Here is a 22,524-nt window from a genome sequence, read left to right on the forward strand (position 1 = left end):
TTCATAGTGTTTCGGTGGTTATAGCGTTAGGGAAACGCCCGGTTACATTCCGAACCCGGAAGCTAAGCCTTTCAGCGCCGATGGTACTGCAGGGGGGACCCTGTGGGAGAGTAGGACGCCGCCGAACAATTTTTGGGGAAACCCCCGCACCAGTGGTGCGGGGGTTTTCTGCGTTCAGGGGCGGTTTCAGAACTCCACGTCCGCCGTCTTCACCGTGCCGCCCTGGCGGCCGGGGGCGGACTGGTTGCTCCAGTAGAGATTGGTGTGCGCGATCACCTGCTCCGGGGCGGGAGCGCCGTACGCCGTGAGGTCCTCCGTGGTGTGGGCATCGGCGACCAGCGTCGCGTCGTAACCGCGGACCAGGGCCCCGTGCAGGGTGGAGCGGACGCAGCAGTCGGTCTGCGCGCCCGTGACCAGCAGCCGACCCACCCCGTGCGCGGCGAGGACCGACTCGAGATCGGTGTCGTCGAAGGAATCCGGGTACCCCTTGGCGACCAGGGGCTCGGTGTCGAGGCGCTTCAGCTCGGGAACGTACTCCCAGCTCTCCGTGCCGGGCACCAGGTCCTCGTCCTGGTGCTGCACCCACACCACCGGTACGCCCGCCGAGCGTGCCCTGTCGAGCAGGGTGTTGATGTTCGCGAGCACGTCGTCCAGGGCCGGAGCGCCGGCGACGACCCCGTTCTGGACGTCGATGATGAGCAGGGCGGTGCGCGGTCGTTCCCGAAGTGTGGTCATGCGGGCAGATTATGGGATGCCGCGCGCCGGGCGCAGCATTACGGTGGCGGGCATGACCAGCGGAGACTACGTCGTACGAGCCATACGCCCCGCGGAGTGGGAGAAGGTGAGGAGCCTGCGGCTGGACGCGCTGCGCGATCCGGCCGCCCCGCTCGCGTTCCTGGAGGGGTACGAGGAGGCGGCTGCCAAGGCCGACCTCTTCTGGCAGGACCGCGCGACCGGTTCGGGCGAGGGATCGGCGACGGCGCGGCAGTTCGTCGCGGAGCTGCCCGACGGGACGTGGGCCGGTTCGCTGACCGTGCTGATGGAGGAGGCCGGCACCCAGGACTGGGCCGGTTTCCCGGTCGACCGTCGGCAGGGTCATGTCGTCGGCGTGTACGTGCGGCCCGCGCACCGCGGGAACGGCCTGATCAAGGCCCTGTTCGACGCGGGCGTGGCCTGGGCGTGGGGCCGCGGCGCCGAGCGGGTGCGGCTGCTGGTGCACGAGGACAACGAGCGGGCGCAGGGCGCCTACCGCAAGGCCGGGTTCGGGCCGAGCGGGGTGCGGGTGCCGTTCGTGAAGGACGCGGCGCAGAGCGAGTTGGAGTTCGTCCTAGACCGTTAGACCCGGCAGTCCGGGCAGGCCCGGCAGCTCCTGGTGCGGCCAGCGGGCGCGGGCCTGTTCGCGGGAGCGGAACAGGGCCAGCGTGGGCAGACCCTGTTCCTCCCCGGTGGCCAGCAGGTCCGGGAGCTGCGGGAGAGGGGCGACGGCGGCGATGTCCTCCAGGACCAGGGTGAGTGGTGGGTCGAGCCGACCGGAGGATGACCGTTCGGCCATGCGCCGGCCGTGCTCGACCACGCTGGAGACGAGGGCCGTCAGGAGGGGCATCGCGCCCGGCGCGCTCCTCGGGTCCTCGATGGATTCACCGACTAGGTAAAGCGTGCCCCCTTCATCGACAAAGGAATCCAAGGCGAGGGCATCAGTTCGGTTTGGGGTGCATGCTTCGCGGATGTTGACCGTCGAGAGCGCGGCGAGCGCCCGGCCGGTCAACTCCTGGGCGATGTCCCGGCGTTCGGGGTGCGCGGTGAGGGCGGCCTCGAGTTCGCCGGCGGCGCCGGGGGCGGCCTTGGGATGCGTGCGCAGGGTGCGGACCGCGTCCTGCACCTGGGTGCCCTGGGACCAGCGGTGGACGTGCCGCACGGTGCGGTTCTCCAGGGCGGCCGCATGCAGATAGCTGCGCAGGAGCGTGGTCGCGGTGTCGGCCACGGCCTGGTCGATGCGGGCGGTGGGGCGCACCGGGGCGAGGAGCGCGGTCGCGCGGTGCAGCGCGGTCTGCCGGTCCGCGCAGCCGGCGGTGGGGGACCAGTGGAGACGGGCCGGGGTGTCGCAGCGGTGGGTGGGGTCGTAGAGGTGGGTGGGGCCCAGTTTGGCGCGGGCGTCCTTGGTCTCCGCCCAGAGGGACGGGTCCGAGGTGACGACGAGGACGGGACCGGTCGCGTCGCGTACGGCCTGGGCGGCGGTCGTGCGGCGGCTTTCCGGGGGTCCGAGGAGGACCCTCTCCCGTCCGCCCGCCCGGTGGTTCCCGGCCGGGTGGTGGGCCGGGGGCTCCTCGGGCGCCGGCTGTTCGACCGGGACCGGCGCCACCGGCATCTCGTGCCGCTGCACCGGAACCTCGTACGCCCGCGGTGACTCCGCCGGAGCCGGAGCCGGAGCCGGAGCCGTCCGCTCCACCGCCCGCCCCCTCGCCCGTCCCGCCCGCCACCTGGCCACCGTGCCCAGGACGAAGACGGTGAGGACGAAGAGGACCATCAGCTGGGCGATGAACAGGCCCCAGAACAGTCCCCAGCCGGAGAGCAGGGAGGCGGGGGTGTCGGGCCAGGCGCCGGCCAGGTCGTGGGGCCTGCTGACCAGGTGGCGCATGGCCTTGGGGGTGCGCAGGAAGGTCACACCCGTGGGCCAGGAGCCCTGCGCGAAGAGCGCCGAGAGACCCGTGGCCGTCCACACCAGCACGGTGATGCCGAGGAGGAAGCCGAGGACGCCGAGCAGCAGCCCGTCGGGGATGCCGCCCTGGCCCTGGCTCCGGCCGTCCGGCGGGCGCCGGTCCTCCCGGGGTGCGCGAGCGTCCGGTCTCACCCGTACCTCCCTACGCCACCGTCGACTCGGAGTCGCCGAGGTGCTGTTCCACGAAGGACGCGGCCCGCTGTTCGGCCTCCAGCTCGGCGGCGCGCAGGGCGTCGTCCGCGGAGTGGTCGCTGGAGGACTCGGTCATCGCGCGGTCGGTGAAGACCAGCGGGCGTTCGGACTCGGTGATCAGGTGCTTGACCACCTGGACGTTGCCGTTGACGTCCCAGACCGCGATGCCCGGGGTCAGCGTCGGGATGATCTCGACGGCCCAGCGGGGCAGGCCCAGGACGCGGCCGGTGGCCCGTGCCTCGTCGGCCTTCTGGGCGTAGATCGTCCTGGTGGAGGCCATCTTCAGGATCGCCGCGGCCTCCTTCGCGGCCGCGCCGTCCACCACGTCGGACAGGTGGTGGACGACCGCGACGAAGGACAGGCCGAGGCGCCGGCCGAACTTCAGCAGGCGCTGGAACAGCTGCGCCACGAACGGGCTGTTGATGATGTGCCAGGCCTCTTCGACCAGGAAGATGCGCTTCTTGCGGTCGGGGCGGATCCAGGTGTGCTCCAGCCACACGCCGACGATCGCCATCAGGATCGGCATGGCGATGGAGTTGCGGTCGATGTGGGAGAGGTCGAAGACGATGAGCGGGGCGTCCAGGTCGATGCCGACCGTGGTCGGGCCGTCGAACATGCCGCGCAGGTCACCGTCGACCAGCCGGTCCAGGACCAGGGCGACGTCCAGGCCCCAGGCCCGTACGTCGTCCAGGGCGACGTTCATCGCCTCGGCCGACTCCGGCTCGGGGTGCCGCAGCTGCTCCACGATGTCGGTGAGGACCGGCTGGCGGTCCACGATGGTCTCGTTGACGTACGAGTGGGCGACCTTGAGGGCGAAGCCGGAGCGCTCGTCCAGGCCATGACCGAGGGCCACCTCGATGATGGTGCGCAGCAGCGCCAGCTGGCCCGTCGTGGTGATCGCCGGGTCCAGCGGGTTGAGGCGGATGCCGTGGTCCAGGGCGGCCGTGGGGTCCAGCCGGATCGGCGTTATCCCCAGCTCCTCGGCGATGAGGTTCCACTCGCCGACCCCGTCCTCGCCCTGTGCGTCCAGGACGACGACCTGGCGGTCGCGGAAGCGCAGCTGGCGCAGGACGTAGGTCTTCTCCAGCGCCGACTTGCCGTTGCCGGACTCGCCGAGGACCAGCCAGTGCGGGGCCGGGAGCTGCTGGCCGTACAGCTGGAAGGGGTCGTAGATGTAGCCCTTTCCGGAGTAGACCTCGCGGCCGATGATGACGCCGGAGTCCCCGAGGCCGGGCGCGGCCGTGGGCAGGTAGACCGCCTGGGCCTGGCCCGTGGAGGTGCGCACCGGCAGCCGGGTCGTCTCGACCTTCCCGAAGAGGAAGGAGGTGAAGGCCTCGGTGAGGACGGACAGCGGATCCCGCATCGGCGAATCAGCCCCTACCTTCGGATGCCGGTGGCGAAAGGAAGTGTGTTCACGAAGGCGCGGTGGTGCTCCCGGTCGCACCACTCCAGCTTGAGGTACGACTTGCCGGCCGAGGCCCTGATCGTCCGCTTGTCGCGGGCGAGGGACTCCGGGGTGCGGGCGGAGACCGTGATGTAACCGACGAGGTTGACGCCGGCCGCGCCGCTCGCGAGGTCCTCGCCGCGCTGGTCGAGGCGGTTGTGCGCGGCGATGTCGCGGGGGTCGACGGTGCGGTTCATCTTGGCGGCGCGGGAGGCCTCGGCCTCGTCGTTGGTCTTCTCGGTCAGCATGCGTTCGATGGCGACCTCGGTGGGTTCGAGGTCCATGGTGACCGCGACGGTGCGGATGACGTCCGGGGTGTGGACGAGCAGCGGCGCGAGGAAGTTCACGCCGACCGGGGTCATCGGCCACTCCTTGACCCAGGCGGTGGCGTGGCACCAGGGGGCGCGGGTGGTGGACTCGCGGGTCTTGGCCTGGAGGAACGTCGGCTCGGTCGCGTCCAGCTCGGCCGGCCAGGCGTTGCGCCGGGTCATCGCCTGGATGTGGTCGATGGGGTGGTCCGGGTCGTACATGGAGTGGATGAGCGAGGCGAGCCGGCTCTGGCCGAGCGGCTGGCGGACGCGGATGTCGGCTTCCTGGAGGCGGGAGCAGATGTCGGTCAGCTCACGGGCCATGACGACGGCGAGCCCGGCGTCGCGGTCGAGCTTGCGGCCGGCCTGGGGGCGGGCGGCGCGGGCCATTGCCTGGGCCTCGGCGGCTAGTTCGCGGCTGTAGTGCATGCAGGCGACGAGGTAGGCGCGGTGCTGCTCGCTGCTGGTGGACACCATGGACTGGAGTTGGTCGTACGACCGCTGCAGCCAGGCCGGGGAGCGCTCGTCGCCGCGCTGGGCGACGTCCTTGGCGTGGGCGTCGGGGTCGGCGGGCAGGGTGCGGGCGAGCATCTGCAGCCGGGTGACGAATCCGTCGCCGTTGGCGACGTGCTTGAGCAGGGTGCCGAACCGGTCGACCAGGGCCTCCTGGTCCTCGGAGTCGCGCAGGCCGACGCCGGGGCCCTCGATCTCGATGGCGGCGGTGACGGTCTTGCGGTCGGCGTGCAGCAGTACGGCGATCTCGTCGGGCCCGAAGGGGGCGGCGAGCCAGTTGATGCGGCCGATGCCCGGGGGCGGGCCGATCTCGACCTCCTCGCCGTCGATGCGGGTGCCGGCCTCCATGACGCTCGAACGGTAGACGGCGCCGCGCTTGACGGTGCGCTTGTAGCTGCGGTTGATCTCGAACCACTTGTAGAAGGTGCGGCGCTTGTACGGCACGTACACCGCGGCGAGCGCGAGCATCGGGAAGCCCATCAGCAGCACGATCCGCAGCGAGAGGGTGGGCACGAGGAGGCCGCACATCATGCCGAGGAACGCGCCCGCGATGATCAGGGCGATCTCGCCGGACTCCCGGTTGCGGCCGACGATCGCGTTCGGCCGGGCGCGGCCGATGAGATACGTACGGCGGGGCGTGATCGGATGGGACAGGTGGGACTCGGTCGTCAACGCCCTTCACCTCCCGTGCGGTTGTTGCGGTTGTTGCCTGCGTGCGGGGTGTTGACCGGGCTGGCCGCCCGGGGTGCGGGGGCGGCGGAGGGGACGGCTCCGCCGCCGGTGCCGGGGGTACGGCTGCTGTGCGCGGTGAGGCCGCCTGCGGCGGGGTTGGCCGGGCGGGGGGTGCTGGAGCCGCCGCCCTGGGCCGCCGCGTTGCTGTCGGCGCGGGTGCTGTGGGTCTTGATGCCCTGCGCGACGAGGGTGGCGGGGGAACTGATGACGGCGGCGGCCTTGCCCTCGGCGCCCTGCATGATGCGGTTGTTGCGGCCGTTCGCGATCTCGTCGCCGAAGCCGGGGACGAAGCGGTAGATGGCGGCGCTGGCGAAGATGGCGAGCAGGATGATCGCGAGGCCGGAGACGACGGCGGAGAAGGCGTCGGGGCCGTTGCCGGAGGAGAGGGCGCCGGCGAGGCCGAGCACGATCACGATGACCGGTTTGACCAGGATGACGGCGATCATGATGCCGGCCCAGCGCCTGACGTGGCCCCACATGTTCTTGTCGACGAGGCCCGAGTAGACGACGGTGCCGAGGAGGGCGCCCACGTAGAGCAGGGCGGCCCTGATGACGAGTTCCAGCCACAGGACGCCCGCGGCGAGGATGCTCACCAGGGAGACGACGATCAGCATGATCGGGCCGCCGCCGATGTCGGTGCCCTTGCTCAGGGCGCCGGAGAACGTCCCGAAGAACGTGTCCGCCTGGTCGCCGGTGGCCTTCGCCAGGACGTCCGTCACGCTGTCCGTCGCGGAGACGACGGTGTAGAGGATGAGCGGCGTGAACGCCGACGCCATCACGGTCAGCCACAGGAACCCGACGGCCTCCGAGATCGCCGTCGTCAACGGCATGCCGCGCACCGCGCGCTTGGCGACGGCGAGGAGCCAGAGCAGCAGCGTGAGGATGGTCGAGGCGGCGAAGACGATGGCGTACTGCTGGAGGAACTTCTGGTTGGTGAAGTCGACGTTGGCGGTGTCCTTGACCGCGGAACTGAGCTTCCCGATGGTCCAGGAGGCCGCCTTGGCGCATCCTCGGGCGAGGGAGGAGAGGGGGTCGAGGGTGTCGGTGAGGGGGTTGGAGCCGGATCCGGTGCTGCCCTTGGAACCGCTGTTGCCCTCCTGGCAGTACTGCTTGGCCGGGCCGCGAACCAGGTCGCAGGGATCGTTGCTCGTGGTGGGCGACGGGGACGGTGCGGCGAACGCACGAGTGGCCAGCAGCACCGAGGCCGTCTGCAGAGTGCCGAAAACGGCGGTGATCCTGAGGAAGCGGTGGTTAGCGCGCATACGTGAACCCTCCGTACTCCTCGACAGCCTTCGTCATGTCCGCAGCGGTGGAGGCCTGCTGATCACGGCCCACGGGAACGGGCCCGTCCTTTTGCTGGAAGTCGCTGACCTTCCAGTCGTTGTCGACCCATTTCAGCTCGTAGGTCGTGGTGAACCAGCTCTCGGTTACCGGGTTGGTCGAGGCGTCGCCCGAGAGACCGAACAACGAGGTGTACCAGACCGCAACTGTGGCGCTGTCCTTCGAAAAGGCGGTGGTCTTGCTGCCGACGGGAACGACTCGGGAGATGAAGGTCTGGCCCTTCGGGGCGGTGCCGTCTTTCGTCAGACCGATGTTGGAGAGGAACTTCGCGCTTGCGTAGACGCTGTCCAGCGCTGATTGTCGAGCGGTGACGTCGTCGTGAGTGTAGAGCCTCTCGACGAGCGCATGCCGCGCCGCGGTGTTGAACATATCGGTCGACCCCAGCGCCACCGAGTAGTTCGCCGCCGCGCTCTCCGCCCCCTGTTCCGTCTGGGCGAAGCCTGAAGGGATGCCGGCGGTTTTGGTGTTCACCGGGTGGGCGCCGGTGGGGGCGGTGGATGTCGCCTGCGGCTGGGAGGACCTCGCCGGTGAGTTCCCATGGGAGGAGTCGTCCCGCCGGTTCGCGAAGGCGATGGCCGCGATCAGCAGGACGACCACGCCGACGACCGTGATGAGGCCCCGGGAGGAGGAGCGGGTGGGGCGGCGGGGGGCGCCGCCGTAGGGGTCGTGGTCGGGGAGGCGGGTACGGGTGTGGCCCGTGCCGCCGTAGTCGGAGTAGTCCTGCTCGTCTCCGTGGCTCATGCCGTGCCCGCCCCCTCCACCTCGTGGACATACGACGGTAGCCGTGCTGGTTCCCGCGCGGGCGCGGTGTGGTGACTCGACATCAGGGAGACGCGACCTCTAAGGGGAGGGGAACAGGGGGTGCGCTAGACCGCCATGCCGTAGACGATGGTGAACAGCGTGCCCAGGGAACCGATGATGAAGACCCCGGTGAGCCCGGCGATGATGAGGCCCTTGCCCTGTTCCGCGCTGAAGGTGTCGCGCAGCGCCGTCGCCCCGATGCGCTGTTTGGCCGCACCCCAGACCGCGATGCCGAGGCAGAGCAGGATGGCCACCGCCATCACCACCTCGATCATCACCTTGGCCTCGTTGCCCAGGCTGCCGAAGGGCCCCCAGTTCGGAGCGATCCCGCCGATGATGGTGTTGATGTCTCCCTTGTCGGCCGCAAAGAGCATGTAAGTCACCGCCCCTGGTGGGTAGTTCCGCGAGTCCCCTGCCCTGTGCAGAGGTCAGGCCTCATTGTCGCCGACAACGTCGCCGTCGTATGTCGACTTGACGTCATTGACTGGCGGGTTTCGTACGAACACCTCGTACGGTCACTCTGTGTATCACGGCAGGTCACCCCGGGCAATGAGGTCCGACCGGAACCTGCCACGTGGTTCCGTCGTTGACCTCCTTTACGCCCTGACCCGGTTTTTGACGGCCGGTCGGGTGAGAAGCCGTTTCGATGGTCTCACGCGCGGGCGGCCGGAGACGGCCGAGGGCCCCGGCGGCGGACGCCACCGGGGCCTCGAAGTCGTACGGGTGACGAGCGGTCAGCCGGTGAGGGCCGAGACGCTTCCGGACTCACGGCCGACGCACGGGAAACGAGGCGGCGGTCGCGGTGGAAAAGGGCCGGAGGGCGGGCCGCGGCTGGTTGCCGTGGCCCGCCCTCCTTCTCTTGCTGCCGCCGAGGGGACCCCACGTCCCCCTCTTTGTCGGCGGCGCCCCGCGACCCGACGGGGTCGTCACGTCCGCGGGTCGGCGGCTCAGCCCGTGAAGGCGGCCGTGCCCTCGGGGGTGCCCAGGCCGGTCGGGCCGTCGTAGCCGGTCCCGGCGGTGCAGAAGTAGCTGGTGGTGCAGGAGCCGTTGCTGCCGGTGGTGACGTCGTTCAGCGCGGAGGTGCCGGCCGCGGCGTACGGGAACTGGGCCGGGTAGCTGCCGCTGCTCGGGGTGCCCGCCAGCGCGTAGACCGAGGCGATGATCGGCGAGCTGGCGCTGGTGCCGCCGTAGGTGTTCCAGCCGCTGGCGCCGTAGGTGTCGTAGACGGAGACACCGGTGGCCGGGTCGGCCACGGCGGAGACGTCCGCGATCATGCGCTTGGCGCAGCCGGTGTCGGTCTGCCAGGACGGCTTGGCGTCGTAGGCGGAGCAGCCGGAGCCGGTGCCCTCGGTGCTGGAGGTGTTCCAGACGCTCTCGCTCCAGCCGCGGGTGTTGGACGCCTGCTTGAGGGCGGTGCCGCCGACGGCGGTCACGTAGCGGGATCCGGCCGGGTACTGGGCGCCGTAGCCGGAGTCGCCCGCGCTGGCCGTGATGACGACGCCCGCGTGGTTGAAGTACGACGAGTCGTAGGTGGAGTCGGAGGAGGACTCCGAGCCGCCGTAGCTGTTCGAGACGAATTTGGCGCCCAGCTTCACGGCCTCGTTGACCGCCGTGCCGAGGTTGGTCATCGACGCGGTCTTCGCCTCGACGAGCAGGATGTGGCAGTTCGGGCAGGTCGCGCTGACCATGTCGAGGTCGAGCGAGATCTCACCGGCCCAGCCGCTGTCGGAGCTGGGCAGCGAGGTGGTGGAGCCGCTCTGGCTGACCTTCTTGAAGCAGCCGTTGGACGTCGTACAGGCCGGCAGGCCGTAGTACGAGCGGTACGCCGCGAGGTCGGCCTCGGCGTTCGGGTCGTTGTAGGCGTCCACGATCGCGACGGTCTCGCCGGAGCCCTTGGAAGAGGCGGCGGAGGTGAGGCCGTAGGCCGACTGGAGGTCCGAGGGGCCGTAGCCGGTCGGGGTGCTGGAGGTGGCGTCGGGGCTGATCGTCCCGGGCGCGACGCCCTTGATCGCCGCCTGCTTCTCCATGAAGGCGGTGGTGCCACCGGTCACGCGCAGCGCGTCGCAGGCGGCGTAACCCTTCTTCGGGCTCGTGGCGCACGCGTTCGTGTACTGCACGTGGGCCTTGGCGACCTGGGTGGCGATCGTCCGGGCGCTGACCTTGTGGGGGGTGGCCGCGTCCGCCTGGGCGGCGGCACCGAAGCCGGCGAGGGCGAGCGCGGTGGCGGCCGCGGCGGCCGAGCCGACCCGGCGCCATCCGCCGGATATGCGGGGGGAGTTGGTCGTACGCAAGGTACAGCCTCCTGGAAGTGGTGGGGCAGAGGCCTGCTGTGGGGGGCCGTCGGCGTGTTCGCCGACGGGGGCGGCGGCCCGCGACGACCTTGCGCTTGTTGAGTACGCGACAACAAGGGGGCTTTCGGATTTCTGACTTCCGCGTTACCCAAATGGGGTGCCCGGCTTACTGATCAATGACGGGGCGATGGCGCGGAGATGACCAAGTGGGCAGGTCAAGAGGGGTGTGACGGGGAAGGGTTGAGGGAGCGGACCGGCCCTCGGAGGGTCAAGCGGCGTCCGACGGACGGGGCTTGAGGCCGTGCAGCAGCAGATGGACGTGGTCGTCCAGGCCGGCGACGGCCTCCTCCGCGTCCAGCGCGCAGCTGGCGATGAGCGCGGCCAGGCCGTGCAGGTTGGCGGCGGCGGCCAGCGCGATGCGCTCCGGGTCGCCCGCCACGATCTCGCCCCGCTCCTGCGCGTCCGCGAACAGCCGGGTCAGCGCGCCGAAGGTGCGGTCGACCGCCGCGCCGAGCTGCGCCGAGCTGTCCGGGCGGTGCTTGCGCGTGAACATCAGCTCCAGCAGCTCGGGATGCTCGACGGCGAAACCGAGGTAGGCGCGCGCGATGGCGACCATGCGTCGCTCGAAGTCCGGGCCCGCGCCGTACGCCTCGCCGAGAACCCGGTCCAGCCGCTCGTACCCCTCCATCGCCAGCGCGTCCAGCAGGGCCTGCTTGTCCCTGAAGTGCCGGCCCGGGGCCGCGTGGCTGACGCCGGCCTCCCGGGCCAGTTCACGCAGCGACAGCGCGCCGGCCCCCTTCTCCCGCAGCGTGCGCTCGGCGCTCCTGAGCAGCGCGGCGCGCAGGTCTCCGTGGTGGTAGGGGCGGCTCGCGGGCATGCGGACCATCGTATCCCGATGTAGACGGCGTCATCATGGACGACGACAGGCGGTGTTGTCGTTGACATCATTGTAGGCGCTGCCTACATTGAGGCCATGGCTGAGACGACCGGCGCGCGCGGTGCGCGCACATGGAACGTGAACCGCATCCCCGACCAGACCGGCCGTACGGCCGTGATCACCGGCGCCAACAGCGGCCTGGGACTGGTGACGGCCGAGGCCCTGGCCAGGGCCGGCGCGCATGTGGTGTTCGCCGTACGGGACCTCGGGCGCGGCGGCGCCGCCGCGGCGCGGGTGGGCGGCAGCACGGAGGTGCGCCACCTCGACCTCGCGGACCTGGACTCGGTGCGCGCCTTCGCCGCGGGCTGGGACCGCCCGCTGGACCTGCTGATCAACAACGCGGGCGTGATGATGCTGCCGGAGGAGCGCACCGCGCAGGGTTTCGAGCGGCAGTTCGGCACGAACCACCTCGGGCACTTCGCGCTGACGAACCTGCTGCTGCCGTACGTCACGGACCGCGTGGTGACGCTGGCCTCCACCGCGCACCGCTGGGGCGACCAGTGCATCCGCTTCGAGGACGTCAACCTGCGCGGCCGCTACACGCCGACCCGCGCCTACGCCCAGTCCAAGCTCGCGAACCTCCTGTTCACCCTGGAACTCCAGCGGCGCCTGACCGAGTCCGGCTCCCGGGTGCGGGCGCTCGCCGCCCACCCCGGATACGCGGCCACCAACCTCCAGAGCCACCACGCGAACCCCCTGTTCCGGGCGGGCATGGCGGTCGCCAACCGGGTGGTCGCGCAGAGCGACCGGGCGGGCGCCCTCCCCACCCTCTACGCGGCCACCCAGGACCTGCCCGGCGCGGCCTACGTCGGCCCCGACGGCCTCGGCGAGTTCCGCGGCGCCCCGACCCTGGTCGCCCGCAGCGCGGCGGCGAGCGACCCGGAGGCGGCACGGCGGCTGTGGACGCTGTCGGAGGAGCTGACGGGGGTGGAGTGGCAGGCGAGGGGCGGGAACGGCTGATCGGGGGCGGGCGGGCCGGGGCGCGTGACGGGGATCGGGTGAACGGAGGCGGGAACGCGTAGGGGACCGGATACGGTGCGGGAAGGGATCTCCCGGAACCCTCCATCAATCGTTCAGGACGCACCACGGACCGAGACGGGACATGACCTCGGCGGAGACGGGCGCCGGCAGCGGTGGCCCGGTGACCAGCGGTGGCCCCGTGAGCTTCCGGCTCGACGGCCGTACGGCCCTCGTGACGGGAGCGGCGGGCGGTCTCGGCCTGGAGATGGCGCGGGGTCTGGCCGGTGCCGGCGCCCGGGTGGTCCTGGGCGGCCCCGACCCGGCGGCCCTCGCGGCGGCGGCCGAGCGGCTGCGGGCGGAGAGCGGGTACGAGGTCGCGACCGCCGTGTTCGACGTCACGGACCGGGCGGCCGCGGCGGCGGCGGTCGAGGAGCTGGGCGAACTCGACATCCTGGTCAACAACATGGACCAACGGGACCGGCGGGGCGCGGCCGGGACCACCCCGCAGGAGCCGGACGCGCCGCTCGGCACCGGCCTGGCGGGGGCGTACGCGCTGAGCCAGGCGGTGGCCCGGGGCCTCGCCGCGCGCGGGGTGCCGGGCCGCATCGTCAACGTGTCGTCGCTGGTCGGCCAGTTGGGCCGTGCGGGTGATGCCGGTTACGCCACCGCGAAGGCGGGCCTCGACGGGCTGACCCGGGCGCTCGCGGCGGACCTCGGCCCGAGCGGTACGACCGTCAACTCGGTGGCCCCGGGCACCTTCGTCACCGAGGCCGACGCCGGACCGGCGGCGGACCCCGACCGGGAGCGCTGGCTGCGCACGTGTACGGCGCTGGGGCGCTGGGGCCGGCCGGAGGAGATCGCCGGGGTCGTCGTCTTCCTGGCGAGCGACGCGGCGTCCTTCGTCACCGGGCAGACCATCGCGGTGGACGGCGGGATGACGACGACCTTCTGACGCCGGGTGACCGATGGGGAGGCGGTTGCGGCGGGGGGACAGTAGCGTGGTGCGCGCACCGGCCATCGGGAGGTTTCTGCGGGAATTCTCAGCGAAGCCGGGGTGGGTTTCTCACCTTCGTGAGACAGAGTGAGGGCTGATGAAGCGCATCTCACGCATCTCGCTCACCTCTCGTCCCGCGTTGCTCGGGGCAGTGGTGATGCTCGCCCTGACCTCGGCGTCCGTGGCCTCCGCCGACGACGGGCCGGGGCCCCTCGGGGTCACCGCGGACGCGGTCGCCTCCCTGCGCGAGGCCCGGGTCGGCGCGCTGTTCGGCGCGGACCGGGCGGGGAGTCTGGCCGGCGGCCACTTCTGCACGGCGTCGGTGGTGCACAGCCCGCGGGGCGACCTCATCGCCACCGCCGCGCACTGCGTGAACGGCGCCGACGGCGACCTGGTCTTCGTGCCGGGCTACCGCGACGGACGGGCGCCGTACGGGGTGTGGAGGGTGACCCGGCGCTTCCTGCCGGACGGCTGGACGCGGGACCAGGACGAGGACAGCGACGTCGCCCTCGCGACGGTGGCCGACCGGGACGGGCGGAGCGTCGAACAGGTGGTCGGCGGCAATCCGTTCGTCACCGGCGCGACCACCGGCGCCACCGCGGTGACGCTCACCGGCTACCCCGACTCCCGCGAACTCCCCATCCGCTGCACCAACAAACCCCGCCGCCAGAGCTCCACCCAACAGCGCATCTACTGCCCCTCCTTCGCCAGCGGCACCAGCGGCAGCCCCTGGATCAACGGCGACCACCAGGTCGTCGGCGTCCTCGGCGGCCACGAGGAGGGGGGCTCCACGGACGACGTGTCGTACAGCGTGGTGCTGGGCGCGCAGGCGGCGGAACTGTACCGGGACGCGACGGCGACGAGCTGACCCGAGGACTCGGTCCTTCCCGTGTCCGCGTACCGCGGCGGGCGCGGAAGTGGCCGCGTCCGCAAGCCGGTTGGGCGGTATTGGTCGGACGTGCGTTCTCGTGCCGGGCCCGCGCGACTCCTACACTGCTGTGCGGCGGACTGGCCGACGGTGAGGGGCGGTTGACGGTGCGTAAGGCGTGGGTCGTCGGTGGTGCCCTCGTGGCGGGCGGGCTCGGGTTCGTCATGGTGCTCGTGGTCGGGGTGTACCTGGTCGCAGGGAACCTGGTGGGCGGCATGGCCGCGGGCGGCCGGGCGCTGGCCAAGGGGGCGGTGCCGGCGGCGTACCAGCAACTGGTGCAGAAGTGGGGGAACCTGTGCCCCGCGCTGAGCCCCGCGCTGCTGGCCGCGCAGCTGTACCAGGAGAGCGGCTGGAACCCGACCGTGGTCAGCCCGGCCGACGCCCGCGGCATCGCGCAGTTCATCCCGAGCACCTGGGCGACGCACGGCATCGACGGCAACGGCGACGGCAAGCGGGACATCTGGGACCCGGCCGACGCCATCCCGTCGGCGGCGTCGTACGACTGCGAACTGGCCAAGTACGTCAAGGACGTTCCGGGCGACGTCTCCGACAACATGCTCGCCGCCTACAACGCCGGCGCCTACCGGGTCATCCAGGCCGGCGGGGTTCCGGCCATCAGCGAGACGCAGAACTACGTGCGGCGGATCCAGAGCCTCGCGGCGAGCTTCGCCGCGCCGCCCAGCCGGCTCGACCCCACCCGGCAGGCCGCCGGGGCGATCGACTTCGCGCAGAAGAAGCTCGGCACGCCGTACCTGTGGGGCGGCGAGGGCACGGCCGCGCAGGGCGGGCGCTTCGACTGCTCGGGGCTGACCCAGGCGGCGTACGCGAGCGTCGGGATCAAACTGCCGCGCGTGGCCAACGACCAGTACAACGCGGGACCGCATCCCTCCCGCGGCCAGCTGCTCCCCGGCGACCTGGTCTTCTTCTCCCACGACCCCGGCGACTCCCGGGCCATTCACCACGTGGGCATCTACGTCGGTGGCGGGTACATGATCGACGCGCCGCGCACGGGGGCGGTGATCCGCTTCGACCCGATCGACGGCGCCGATTACTTCGGGGCGACCCGAGTGACCGAAGATGGCGCAAAAGCGCTCCCCACGACGGTGTAAACCGCGCGTGAACCTACCCCCTGAGCTGCGATGATGAGTCTCTCTTCGGTAACGTCTGCGTGATCTTTCGGTGGAGAGTGGAACGCATTGATGGTGACCGTGCGTTCCTGTTGACGGGGGTCGGTGCGACGCACACGAGGTGCGTCCGGGAAGACGACGAAGGGGCCGCAGCACCATGGCTGTACTCGCCGAGTCCGGATCGAACCCCGACGTCGAACTGCTCTACGACATCAACGGTCTGGCCAAGGACGCGCCGCACTGGTTCGACCGGATCATGGAGTTCGTGGGCGAGTACGGGCTGCTGCTCGCGATGGTGCTGCTCGTGGTGTGGTGCTGGTGGTCGGTGCGGCGGCGGGGCGGCGAGGACGCGGCGTCATCCGTGGCCGCGCTCGTGTGGGCGCCGCTCGCGGCCGGGATCGCGGTGCTGGTGAACATCCCGATCCGGGGATTCGTGTCACGGCCGCGGCCCTTCGTGGACCATCAGGGGCTCGATGTCCTCGTCTCCGGCAAGACCGACTTCTCCTTCGTCAGCGATCACGCCACGTTGACGATGGCACTCGGGGTGGGGCTGTTCGTCGCTAACAGGAGATTCGGCCTGGCGGGAATCGGGCTCGCGCTGGCGGAGGGGTTCTGCCGGGTGTACATGGGCGTGCACTATCCGACCGATGTGGTCGGGGGGTTCGCGCTCGGTACGGCGGTGACGCTGCTGCTCGCCCCGCCGGCGTCGGCGCTGCTCACGCCGCTGATGAAGGCGGTGGAGAAGTCTCCGGGGCTGGCCTGGATCGTGCGGCGCCGGGCGACGGCGGGGGTGCCGGTGGTGCCGGGGGCCCGGCGGGCCGTGGAGTCGGTGGACTCCGGGGAACGGGACCTGGCGGCCTAGCGGCTGCCGCGGCTCCCCGGGGCGGGCGACGGTGCGAGCGGCCGTGACCCGCCCGCGGCCGGGAGCGCCGCCCGGCCGCTCCCGCGGGCCCGGTCCCTACACCCCCTGCGCGTAGGAGAAGAACCGCTGCGGGTCGTACTGCGCCTTCACCTGCCCGAGGCGCGCCGCCGCATCCCCGTAGTACGCCTTCCGCCAGTTCGTCAGCGTCGGGTCCGTGTAGTTCTGGTACGCCGCGCCGGAGGCGTACGGCGCCATCGCCTGGTGGGCCGACGACAGCCAGGACTGCGCCGAACCGCCGGAGGCCCTGGCCGGCCAGGAGGCGATGTACTGGGCCAGCATGCGGGAGCGGCGGTGGACGAAGGCCGTCGCCGTCGGGGCGACCCGGTTGACCGCGCCCCCCAGCGCGGTGAACGCGATGCTGCCCGCGCCGCCCCGCACCGACGCGATCTGCCGCAGCACGGTCTGGACGCCCGCCGCGGACAGCGAGCGGTCGAAGAAGTCGGAGCGGGCGGCGTACGTCTCGCGCCCGAGCGCGCCCTGCGGGGAGCGGCCCGGTGTGCTGCCGGGCAGATGGCACTGGGCCCGGGTGGAGAAGGAGGAGCACCCGGCGTAGATCTCCATCGCCTGCTCGTAGCCCCGCCGGTGCAGGGAGACGGAGGAGGCGTCGGCGCCGGCCGTGTGGGCGAGGCGGTCCACCGCGTTCTGGAGTTCGCCGTACGTGCCGAGGGAGAAGCAGGAGACGGAGACGGACGGCGTACGGCCCGGCGCGCACGCCAGGTGCAGGGCGGACCAGATCTCGTCCGGCTGCGTCGGCCCCCACTCCTGCCACGCCTTGAGCACCGCCGCCGCCTTCGACCACGGCCAGGACAGGTACCCGGTGACCGCCTGCGGCGCCGGACGGGTGCGGAAGTGCAGCTCGGTGACGACGCCGAAGTTGCCGTTGCCCGCGCCGCGCAGTGCCCAGAACAGGTCGGAGTGGTGGGTCGCGTCCGCGGTGACCTGGGTGCCGTCGGCCGTGATCAGGGTCGCCTGGGTGAGGCTGTCGCAGGTCAGGCCATACGCGCGGGAGACGACGCCGTGGCCGCCGCCGAGCACCAGGCCGGAGACGCCGACCGTGGGGCAGGAGCCCGCCGGTATGGTCACGCCCTTCGCGGCCAGCCCCCGGTAGACGTCGATCAGCTTGGAGCCGGCGCCGACCACCGCCTGGCTGCCGCTGACCCGTATCCGGTTCAGCCGTGAGACGTCGATGACGAGCCGGTCGTCGCCGGAGGAGTAACCGGCGTAGGAGTGGCCGCCGTTGCGTATCGACACCCGTATGTGGTGGCTCCTCGCGTACGACAGGACGGTGCGGATGTCGGCGGCGTGCGCGACGTAGGCGACCGCGGCGGGCTTCAGGCCGTCGAAGCGGGTGTTGTAGAGCTGGTGCGCGGTCTTCCACTGGGCGTCGCCGGGCCGTACCAGGGTGCCGTCGAGATCGCGCGCGAGGGCGGTCCAGCCCGCGGCGCCGCTCGCGGTGGTGGTCTTCATCGCGGTAAGGGACGATGAGGAGGCCCCGGACGCGCCCGAGGAGTGCGCCTGGGCCGCGGCGGAAGTGCCCCCGCCCGTACCGCACGCGGTCAGTGCCGTCGTCGCCAGCGCGGCCGCGCCGCCCGATATGAACGTACGCCGTTCCATGTCTCCGTCGCCTTTCCGCGGCCCTCGGTGGTCCCCGGGGAACGAGACGACGGCAGTGGCGACGGGGTTCCCCCCCGCGGGCGCCGGACATCGGACAGGTCCGCGTCCGGCCCGGTCGTCGGAATCGTCGCGTGCCCTCCCCGTGAGCATTCCGTGACCTCACCGGGCTGACGGCAGGGGTTCACCCGCCGTTCATTTATGGCCTTCGGCGGCTTCACCTGATCTGCCTAATTTCGGCCTTACCCGGTGCGGAGTGCGGTCTGGATGCGCTCCCGCACTCACGACTTCGCACGCCGCCGACAGCGGCGGCTCCTGGAAGGAACTCCCGAACGTGAAGCTTCAGCGCAAGAACCGGCTGCGCGCCCTGACTCTCGGTGCTGTCGCCGTCTCCGGCGCCCTGGCCCTGACGGCGTGCGGCTCCGACGACAACGGTGGCGGTTCCAAGGCCTCGGGTAACCCGTCCTCGGCGACCAACGCTTCCTCCATCAAGTGCGACGGCGCCAAGGGTCAGCTGCTGTCGGACGGCTCTTCCGCGCAGAAGAACGCGATCGACGCCTGGGTCAAGAACTTCTCGCAGGCCTGTGGCGTGCAGATCAACTACAAGGCCGGCGGCTCCGGCGCGGGCGTGACCTCGTTCACCCAGGGCCAGATCCCGTGGGCGGGCTCCGACTCGGCGCTCAAGCCCGAAGAGGTCGCCGCGTCCAAGAAGGTCTGCTCCGGCGGCCAGGGCATCGACCTCCCTATGGTCGGCGGCCCGATCGCCATCGGCTACAACCTCAACGGCGTGGACAACCTGGTCCTGGACGCCCCCACCCTCGCCAAGATCTTCGACGGCAAGATCACCAACTGGAACGACGCGGCGATCAAGAAGCTGAACCCCTCGGCGAAGCTTCCCGACCTGAAGATCCAGGCCTTCCACCGCTCGGACGACTCCGGCACCACGGACAACCTCACCAAGTACCTGAAGGCCGCCACCCCGGAGAACTGGAAGTACTCGGGCGGCAAGACCTGGCAGGCGAAGGGCGGTCAGTCCGCCGCGCAGTCCTCCGGCGTGGCCCAGCAGGTCAAGCAGACCAACGGCGCCATCGGCTACTTCGAGCTGTCGTACGTCGGTGACGGCGTCAAGGCCGTGAGCATCAGCACCGGTGCCGCCCAGCCGGTCGCCCCCAGCACCGACAGCGCCACCAAGGCCATCGCCGACGCCAAGGTCGTCGGCACCGGCAGCGACCTGTCGCTCCAGCTGAACTACAACACCAAGGCCGACGGCGCGTACCCGATCACCCTGGTGACCTACGAGATCGCCTGCGACAAGGGCAACAAGGCCGACACCCTGCCCACCGTCAAGGCGTTCCTCAACTACATGGCCTCCGAGGACGGCCAGAAGCTCCTCAGCGGCATCGACTACGCGCCGATGCCCGACGCGATCATCGGCAAGGTCCGCACCACCATCGCGGGCCTGAGCTGACCTGATCCGAGAGTGCGGCCCGGTCCCACGGCCTCCCCGGGGGCCGGGCCGCACCGTCCGGTGCACCGCCGCCACGAGTCGCGCACCCCACAGGGACGAGCGGCTCCGCAGACCGGAGAACCCGATGGACATGACGAAGACAACCGACGTACCACCTCCCGCACCCCAGCCGACCGCCGACCTGAAGAAGAGCGCGAACCGCGGCGCCACCCGCGCCGGTGACCGCGTCTTCCTCGGCCTGTCCCGCGGCTCGGGCATCCTGCTTCTGGTGATCATGGCCGCGATCGCGGTCTTCCTCACCTACCGTGCGTCCCTCGCGATCAGCAAGGACCACGGCAACTTCCTGACCACCTTCGAGTGGAACACCAACCTGGTCCCGCCGTCCTTCGGCATCGCGGTCCTGGCCTTCGGCACGGTGGTCTCCTCGGTCATCGCCATGGCCCTGGCGGTACCCGTCGCGGTCTCCATCGCGCTCTTCCTCACGCACTACGCCCCCCGCCGGATGAGCGGCCCGGTCGCCTATGTGATCGACCTGCTCGCCGCGGTGCCGTCCATCGTGTACGGCCTGTGGGGCGCCCTGATCCTCGTACCGCACCTGAACGGCCTGTTCGGCTGGCTCGACGAGTACCTGGGCTGGACCGGGATCTTCTCCTGGCAGGGCGGCGCGCCCCGCTCGATGCTCACCGTGGGCATCCTGCTCGCGATCATGATCCTGCCGATCATCACCAACGTGAGCCGCGAGGTCTTCCGCCAGGTCCCGCGGATGCACGAGGAGGCCGCGCTGGCCCTCGGCGCCACCCGCTGGGAGGTCATCCGCATGTCGGTGCTGCCCTTCGGGCGCTCCGGCGTGATCTCCGCCTCGATGCTCGGCCTCGGCCGCGCGCTCGGCGAGACGATGGCCGTGGCCACCGTGCTGTCCCCGACCTTCGACATCCAGACCAGCCTGCTCGACCCGGGCGGCGGCACCTTCGCCCAGAACATCGCCAGCAAGTTCGGCGAGGCGACGCAGGACGGCCGGGACGCGCTGATCGCCTCCGGCCTGGTCCTGTTCGTCATCACGCTGCTGGTCAATGGCGCGGCCCGTGCGATCATCGCCCGCCGCAAGGAGTACTCGGGGGCCAACGCATGAGCACCGCAGCCGTCACCGACAAGCGCCGCAGCTCGCTGCGCAGCGCCAGCCTGCCGAAGTGGTCGCCGTGGGCGATCGCCGCGGGCTCGATCGTGGTCGCGGTGGGCATCGGCGAGGGCGCCGGCCTGACCAGCCACATCCAGTGGGGCCTGATCGCCGCGCTGCTGTTCGTCCTCGGCACCTTCGTCATCGCGTCCGCGGTGGAGGGCCGGCGGCAGGCCAAGGACCGTATCGCCACCTCGCTGATGTGGGTCGCCTTCCTGGTCGCCCTGGTCCCGCTGGTCTCGCTGATCTGGACCACCGTCAAGCGCGGTGTGAAGGTCCTCGACCCCTACTTCCTGACGCACTCCATGGGCGTCGTCGCCGACTCCGAGCCGGGCGGCGGCATCTACCACGCGATCATCGGCAGCCTGGAGCAGGTCGGCCTCGCCACGCTGATCGGGGCGCCGGTCGGTGTGCTCACCGCGATCTACCTGGTGGAGTACGGCCGCGGCGGCCTCGCCCGCGCGGTCACCTTCTTCGTCGACGTCATGACGGGCATCCCCTCGATCGTCGCGGGTCTGTTCATCCTCAGTCTGATGCTGATGGCCGACATGCAGCCCTTCGGCTTCGCCGGCTCGCTGGCCCTGGCCATCCTGATGATGCCGGTCGTGGTCCGCTCCACGGAGGAGATGCTCAAGCTCGTACCGAACGAGCTGCGCGAGGCGTCCCTGGCGCTCGGTGTGCCCAAGTGGCGCACGATCCTGAAGGTGGTCCTGCCGACCTCCATCGGCGGCATCACCACGGGCATCATGCTGGCCATCGCCCGGATCGCGGGCGAGACGGCGCCGGTCCTGCTGCTGGTGTGGGGCAACTCCTTCATCAACAACAACCCGTTCTCGGGTGCCCAGCAGGCGCTGCCGCTGTACATCTACCAGCAGTACTCGCAGAGCTCCGGTTCCACGGCGGCGTACGACCGCGCCTGGGCGGCCTCGCTCACGCTGATCGCCTTCGTGATGATCCTCAACCTGGCGGCCCGCGGCATCGCCCGCTGGAAGGCCCCGAAGACTGGTCGCTGACCGCGGCCCCTCAGCGACTGACGGAAGTAGTGAAGTAGTAATGGCCAAGCGAATCGATGTAAGCGGACTGACCGCGTACTACGGCTCCCACAAGGCGATCGAGGACATCTCGATGACCGTCGAGCCGCGCTCGGTGACGGCGTTCATCGGCCCCTCCGGCTGCGGCAAGTCGACGTTCCTGCGCACCCTGAACCGCATGCACGAGGTCACCCCGGGCGGCCGCGTCGAGGGCAAGGTGCTGCTCGACGACGAGGACCTGTACGGCACCGGGGTCGACCCCGTGTCGGTGCGGCGCGAGGTGGGCATGGTGTTCCAGCGCCCGAACCCGTTCCCCACGATGTCGATCTTCGACAACGTGGCCGCCGGTCTGCGTCTGAACGGGAACTACCGCAAGAACGAGCTGAACGACATCGTCGAGAAGTCGCTCAAGGGCGCGAACCTCTGGAACGAGGTCAAGGACCGGCTGAACAAGCCGGGTGCCGGGCTCTCCGGTGGTCAGCAGCAGCGGCTCTGCATCGCCCGTGCGATCGCGGTGGAGCCGAAGGTGCTGCTCATGGACGAGCCGTGCTCCGCGCTCGACCCGATCTCGACGCTCGCGATCGAGGACCTGATCGGTGAGCTGAAGGAGCGGTTCACGATCGTCATCGTGACGCACAACATGCAGCAGGCGGCGCGTGTCTCCGACCGCACGGCCTTCTTCAACCTCGCGGCGGTCGGCCAGCCCGGACGGCTGATCGAGATCGACGACACGGAGCGCATCTTCTCCAACCCGTCGGTCCAGGCCACGGAGGACTACATCTCCGGCCGCTTCGGCTGAGCCGGTACGGCGTCTCCGGCCGGCTCGGCCGAGCCGGCGGTGGCACAGAACTCCTCGCGGTGCTGCATGGCGGTGCCACCGCGAGGGCGCGAAGGGCCCGCCCCCGTCATCGGGGGCGGGCCCACTGCGTTCGGGTCGTGCCACGTTCCGGGGGGCTCCCCCCTACCTCGCGGGGTTTCCCGGGGGCCCGGTTCAGTGGCCGGGGCCGAGTTCCCGGTGTCCCTCCGCCTCCCGG

At 71.0% G+C, this 22,524-nt stretch carries 20 protein-coding genes and 1 rRNA gene; 11 read left to right on the forward strand and 10 right to left on the reverse strand.

Annotated elements, in window-relative coordinates; all coding sequences use genetic code 11:
* The first annotated feature begins 10 nt into the window (after positions 1–10).
* A 5S ribosomal RNA gene (rrf, locus tag QSK45_RS20335) occupies positions 11–127 on the forward strand.
* Positions 128–186: 59 nt separating this feature from the next.
* On the opposite strand, the gene QSK45_RS20340 is transcribed toward rrf, so the two are convergent.
* On the reverse strand, positions 187–735 hold the full coding sequence (locus tag QSK45_RS20340) for a cysteine hydrolase family protein (protein WP_285558892.1): 549 nt from the start codon (positions 733–735) through the stop codon (positions 187–189).
* 52 nt (positions 736–787) lie between these two features.
* On the opposite strand from QSK45_RS20340, the gene QSK45_RS20345 reads away from it, so the two are divergent.
* Positions 788–1,339 (forward strand): GNAT family N-acetyltransferase, encoded by a 552-nt coding sequence (locus QSK45_RS20345; protein ID WP_285558894.1) that lies wholly within the window; start codon positions 788–790, stop codon positions 1,337–1,339.
* Here QSK45_RS20345 and QSK45_RS20350 read toward each other — a convergent pair.
* From QSK45_RS20350 to QSK45_RS20385, 8 genes are all read right to left on the reverse strand, one after another.
* On the reverse strand, positions 1,328–2,848 hold the full coding sequence (locus tag QSK45_RS20350; RefSeq protein WP_285558896.1) for a type IV secretory system conjugative DNA transfer family protein: 1,521 nt from the start codon (positions 2,846–2,848) through the stop codon (positions 1,328–1,330). The genes QSK45_RS20345 and QSK45_RS20350 overlap by 12 nt on opposite strands.
* A 10-nt stretch (positions 2,849–2,858) precedes the next feature.
* Entirely contained in the window at positions 2,859–4,271 is a 1,413-nt protein-coding gene (locus QSK45_RS20355) for an ATP-binding protein (RefSeq protein WP_285558898.1), read from the reverse strand.
* A gap of 14 nt (positions 4,272–4,285) precedes the next feature.
* Entirely contained in the window at positions 4,286–5,845 is a 1,560-nt protein-coding gene (locus tag QSK45_RS20360; protein ID WP_285558900.1) for an SCO6880 family protein, read from the reverse strand.
* The gene (locus tag QSK45_RS20365) at positions 5,842–7,167 is read right to left on the reverse strand and encodes a hypothetical protein (protein WP_285558901.1); all 1,326 of its coding nucleotides are present in this window, start codon (positions 7,165–7,167) and stop codon (positions 5,842–5,844) included. Before QSK45_RS20365 ends, QSK45_RS20360 begins: the two co-directional genes overlap by 4 nt.
* On the reverse strand, positions 7,157–7,987 hold the full coding sequence (locus tag QSK45_RS20370) for a hypothetical protein (protein ID WP_285558903.1): 831 nt from the start codon (positions 7,985–7,987) through the stop codon (positions 7,157–7,159). Before QSK45_RS20370 ends, QSK45_RS20365 begins: the two co-directional genes overlap by 11 nt.
* Before the next feature lie 125 nt (positions 7,988–8,112).
* Positions 8,113–8,421 carry a DUF8827 family protein gene (locus QSK45_RS20375; protein WP_009189392.1) on the reverse strand — a complete coding sequence of 103 codons (309 nt, stop codon included), beginning with the start codon at positions 8,419–8,421 and terminating at the stop codon, positions 8,113–8,115.
* 573 nt (positions 8,422–8,994) lie between these two features.
* Positions 8,995–10,338, reverse strand: a complete 1,344-nt coding sequence (locus QSK45_RS20380; protein ID WP_285558906.1) for a S53 family peptidase — start codon at positions 10,336–10,338, stop codon at positions 8,995–8,997.
* 268 nt (positions 10,339–10,606) lie between these two features.
* Positions 10,607–11,224 (reverse strand): TetR/AcrR family transcriptional regulator, encoded by a 618-nt coding sequence (locus QSK45_RS20385; RefSeq protein WP_285558908.1) that lies wholly within the window; start codon positions 11,222–11,224, stop codon positions 10,607–10,609.
* Positions 11,225–11,311: 87 nt separating this feature from the next.
* On the opposite strand from QSK45_RS20385, the gene QSK45_RS20390 reads away from it, so the two are divergent.
* From QSK45_RS20390 to QSK45_RS20410, 5 genes are all read left to right on the forward strand, one after another.
* Positions 11,312–12,235: an oxidoreductase gene (locus QSK45_RS20390; RefSeq protein WP_285558909.1), complete on the forward strand. Its 924-nt coding sequence runs from the start codon at positions 11,312–11,314 to the stop codon at positions 12,233–12,235.
* 142 nt (positions 12,236–12,377) lie between these two features.
* Positions 12,378–13,187 carry an SDR family oxidoreductase gene (locus QSK45_RS20395; protein WP_285558912.1) on the forward strand — a complete coding sequence of 270 codons (810 nt, stop codon included), beginning with the start codon at positions 12,378–12,380 and terminating at the stop codon, positions 13,185–13,187.
* A gap of 139 nt (positions 13,188–13,326) precedes the next feature.
* The gene (locus QSK45_RS20400) at positions 13,327–14,097 is read left to right on the forward strand and encodes a trypsin-like serine peptidase (protein WP_285558914.1); all 771 of its coding nucleotides are present in this window, start codon (positions 13,327–13,329) and stop codon (positions 14,095–14,097) included.
* Between the two features lie 161 nt (positions 14,098–14,258).
* Complete coding sequence (locus QSK45_RS20405) at positions 14,259–15,266, forward strand: C40 family peptidase (protein WP_285558916.1); 1,008 nt, start codon at positions 14,259–14,261, stop codon at positions 15,264–15,266.
* A gap of 175 nt (positions 15,267–15,441) precedes the next feature.
* Positions 15,442–16,146 carry a phosphatase PAP2 family protein gene (locus QSK45_RS20410; RefSeq protein ID WP_285558918.1) on the forward strand — a complete coding sequence of 235 codons (705 nt, stop codon included), beginning with the start codon at positions 15,442–15,444 and terminating at the stop codon, positions 16,144–16,146.
* 96 nt (positions 16,147–16,242) lie between these two features.
* Here QSK45_RS20410 and QSK45_RS20415 read toward each other — a convergent pair whose 3' ends face one another.
* Entirely contained in the window at positions 16,243–17,820 is a 1,578-nt protein-coding gene (locus QSK45_RS20415) for an FAD-binding oxidoreductase (RefSeq protein WP_285558920.1), read from the reverse strand.
* 331 nt (positions 17,821–18,151) lie between these two features.
* Here QSK45_RS20415 and pstS point away from each other — a divergent pair, with 331 nt between their 5' ends.
* The 4 genes from pstS (at position 18,152) to pstB (ending at position 22,289) form a co-directional block, all read left to right on the forward strand.
* Positions 18,152–19,285: a phosphate ABC transporter substrate-binding protein PstS gene (pstS, locus tag QSK45_RS20420; RefSeq protein ID WP_285558922.1), complete on the forward strand. Its 1,134-nt coding sequence runs from the start codon at positions 18,152–18,154 to the stop codon at positions 19,283–19,285.
* Positions 19,286–19,409: 124 nt separating this feature from the next.
* Entirely contained in the window at positions 19,410–20,414 is a 1,005-nt protein-coding gene (pstC, locus tag QSK45_RS20425) for a phosphate ABC transporter permease subunit PstC (RefSeq protein WP_285558924.1), read from the forward strand.
* The gene (gene pstA / locus QSK45_RS20430) at positions 20,411–21,472 is read left to right on the forward strand and encodes a phosphate ABC transporter permease PstA (RefSeq protein WP_285558926.1); all 1,062 of its coding nucleotides are present in this window, start codon (positions 20,411–20,413) and stop codon (positions 21,470–21,472) included. The genes pstC and pstA overlap by 4 nt, the downstream gene beginning before the upstream one ends.
* Before the next feature lie 40 nt (positions 21,473–21,512).
* Positions 21,513–22,289: a phosphate ABC transporter ATP-binding protein PstB gene (gene pstB / locus QSK45_RS20435; protein ID WP_285558928.1), complete on the forward strand. Its 777-nt coding sequence runs from the start codon at positions 21,513–21,515 to the stop codon at positions 22,287–22,289.
* The last annotated feature ends 235 nt before the right edge of the window (positions 22,290–22,524 follow it).

The sequence above is a fragment of the Streptomyces hygroscopicus subsp. hygroscopicus genome, assembly GCF_030269125.1.
GTDB classification, from domain to species: domain Bacteria; phylum Actinomycetota; class Actinomycetes; order Streptomycetales; family Streptomycetaceae; genus Streptomyces; species Streptomyces hygroscopicus_C.